Source organism: Bradyrhizobium sp. (assembly GCF_049512235.1).
GTDB lineage: Bacteria > Pseudomonadota > Alphaproteobacteria > Rhizobiales > Xanthobacteraceae > Bradyrhizobium.
Genome location: NZ_JBEKXH010000637.1, coordinates 1 through 3,254 on the forward strand (window position 1 = coordinate 1; position 3,254 = coordinate 3,254).

Annotated in this window: 2 protein-coding genes; one reads left to right on the top strand and one right to left on the bottom strand. The window is 60.3% G+C overall.

Annotated elements, in window-relative coordinates; genetic code table 11:
* Nucleotides 1-1,983, bottom strand: a 1,983-nt coding sequence (locus tag ABSG20_RS33130) for an ATP-binding protein (protein WP_423868658.1), incomplete at its 3' end; no start/stop codon positions are given.
* Between the two features lie 432 nt (nt 1,984-2,415).
* On the opposite strand from ABSG20_RS33130, the gene ABSG20_RS33135 reads away from it, so the two are divergent.
* Nucleotides 2,416-3,254: MHYT domain-containing protein (locus tag ABSG20_RS33135; protein WP_423868659.1), on the top strand; the 839-nt coding region annotated here is incomplete at its 3' end.

Here is a 3,254-nt window from a genome sequence, read left to right on the forward strand (position 1 = left end):
CGCAATGATCACGGTGAGACGAAAATCGATCTCAGCCATTGTTTTGGCGGCCGAATCCGGCCAATGCGACAAAGTCTCCAACCCCCGTTGATATATCGCGATCGCGTCCTGATTGGCCCCTCGCCGCACGGCGCGTCGACAGCTTCGTAGCTGGTAAGGGACAGCCTTTTCCCAAAGCTCCGCCATGAACGCATGATCAGCGAGCCGATCTATGTGTTCATCGAGTCGGTCCGCGAAGCGGGATTCGATGGTTGCGACCGCCTTGGCGTGAAGCGCTCGACGCGCCCCCAACAGCATGGTTCCGTAGGCGACCTCCCGGATGAGCTCGTGCTTGAAAGAGTAATCCGATCCGACACGCTCCACTTTCCGGAGGAAATCTGCTCGCTCCAGCGTCTTGAGGTCACCAGCGATCTTGCCGGGAGCCACTTCGAGCATCCCCGAGAGCAATGCCACCGAAACGTCGGCGCCGATCACGGCGGAAGTCTGCAGCAAGGTCTTCGGCATTCCATCCAATCGATCGATGCGCGCGGCCAAAACAGTGTGGATGGTCTGAGGGATCTCAATGCCCCCGGCAGGCTTGCTGAGGCGATAATCCCCGGGCTCTCCCTCAAGGCTGCTCGTATCCGCGAGAGCCTGAACCAGTTCTTCCAGAAACAAGGGATTTCCCTGTGCCTTTGCGACAATGCGCTTTCTGATCGACTGGAGGGTGACATCCCGGCCCATGAACCGATCCAGCAGCTCCTGCGAGGCCATGTCATCGAGCGCCGACAAGTCGAGGCGAAGAAGGCCGGGGTCTGCCAGGCCCCCCTCCGGGCGCTGCGTCATGATTACGAAGATCCGTACGCCATGCCGGCGATGCAGGATGTTGTGAAGGATGAGCTTTGTCTCGGCGTCTATCCAGTGGACGTCCTCGACGATGATCAGCAGGGGTCTGCGCCGCGCCTGGAACAGGATCAGGGCGTTGGTCGCTTCAATGATCTCGCGACGTTTTTCCGACGGCTCCAGCTTTTTCCACTCCCGATCCTGAATCTGGATGTCCAACACAGAAGAAATAGCCGGAAGGTACTCGGACAACGCCGGATCCAGAGCAACGATCTGCTCTTTGACTCGCCTGGCTACGGTTTCGGGCGTATCATCGATGCCGATTCCGAATATGTTGCGGATCAGATCGCTGATTGGATGATAGCTGGATTGGGTGTGCTGAGGAACGCATGCAGCTTCCAGCACCATCCACTCGTCGGAAAGCTCCCCGACAAAATCGTGAATTAGTCGCGATTTTCCCAGTCCGGCCGCTCCAACGACAGTCAACGCCTGTCCATTTCCACCCGCGGCTCTCTCAAGCGCAATCTTGAGAATGCCAAGCTCCGCCTGGCGGCCCACAAGGACGCTGAGGCCTCGCGACGATCGCGCTTGCCAACGCGTCGTCGAACGCATCTCGCCAAGCTCGAACGTCTCGACCGACTCCTCCACGCCTCTCACGGCAACGACGCCTCGCGGCACGGCTGCGATGAACCCTCTTGCGAGCTTGTGCGTTGCAGCCGTCAACATGATCGCGTGCGGCGGAGCCAGCTCTTCCATGCGCGCAGCCAAATGAACGGTTTTTCCCACAGCGTCGTAATTCATGACGAGGTTGCTGCCGATCGAATGGATGACGACGTCGCCGGAGTTCATTCCGATACGCAAGGCGATGTCGCCATTCCTCTTGCGATTCAGTTCGTCGATATCGGCACGCATGTTGATCGCGGCGCGGCACGCCTGCACGGCATGGTCTTCAGTGGCGATCGGGGCGCCGAACAAAGCCATGATACCATCACCGCGGGCCTGGTTCACGAAGCCATCATGCTGATGAACCGCGTCCATCAGAACCTGAAGCACCGGCCCAAGTATTTCGAGCGCCTCTTCCGGATCAAGTTTGTCGATCAGTGCCGTCGACCCGCGAATATCGGCAAACAAGACCGTAACATGCTTGCGTTCGCCCGACATGGCCCCGCCGGAATGCAATATCCGCTCGACCAGTTGGGGCGGTACCTTTGATTGCAGAAACGTCAGCGCATCCTGATCGGTCGCGCTGGAGAGAGCCCGCGATCGGCCACAGCCACCGCAAAAGTTCGCTGTTGGCCGGATTGCGAAGCCGCAATGGCTACACCGACGTCCAAATTCACCGGGCAAACTGCGTCGTTTCGCGATCACGGCAGCCACCTTTCGGAACTGCCTGACTGTTAGCGCATTCCGCCCCGATAGCAAGATCGGAACGGTCGTGAAGCCGCATCAGTCCTTCAGAGCAGCATGACGTTGCCTGCCGCTGACCCTCTGTATTCCTACGGAACTGAATATTAACGTCCGCTTTGACCGGCCATCCCCATAATCGGATTTTGACGCGCGCTTTTGCGAGTGCAAACACCTGGGAAGGGGCAAATGTTTACAGTCATTAATTGCCTGGCGGCCGAACATGACTGGCGCCTGGTAGCGCTTGCTGCCGCCATTTGCCTGTTGGCGAGCTGGGTCACGATCGGCCTGTTCTACCGCGCGCAGGCAGCCCATGGCCGTGCGCGGCTGGTTTGGCTCGCTCTGGATGCGGCGGCCGGCGGCTGCGGCGTCTGGGCCACGCATTTCATCTCGATGCTGGCGTACAACCCGGGCGCGGAGGCAGGCTACAGTCTGTTTCTGACCACGCTGTCGCTGATCTTCACCGTGGTGATCTTCGGCATCGGTCTGGGTGTTGCACTGTCGGCTTTCACGAGCCGTGCCGCGGCGATCGGGGGCGCAATCGTCGGTGGCGGCATTGCCGTGATGCACTTCACCGGCATGATGGCGCTCGAGCTCCCCGGCAACATCAGTCTGTCGTTCGATCTGATGTCGGTATCGGTCGCGTTCGGCTGCGCGTTCGCAGCAGCCGCGCTCGCCGTTGCCGCAAGACACGACGACGTCCGACACGGCCTGGCCGGCGCAGCCCTGCTGGCCGCAGGGATTGTCGCCCATCACTTTACGGCGATGGGCGCGATCATTTTCACCCCCGATCCCACCCGGGTGACGACTGTTTTGCTGATTTCGCCCGCGACCCTGGCCTGGATCGTCGCCGCGGCGGCCACCACCATTCTCGGCATGGGCCTGGTCGCCGCGCTCAGCGACCGCCGGTCGGAGGACAAGCTTCGCGATCAGAAAATGCTGCTCGATGCCGCGCTTCAGAACCTTGCGCAAGGTGTCTGCATGTTCGACGCCGAAGGCCGCGTCGTGTTGTTCAATGACCGTTTTGC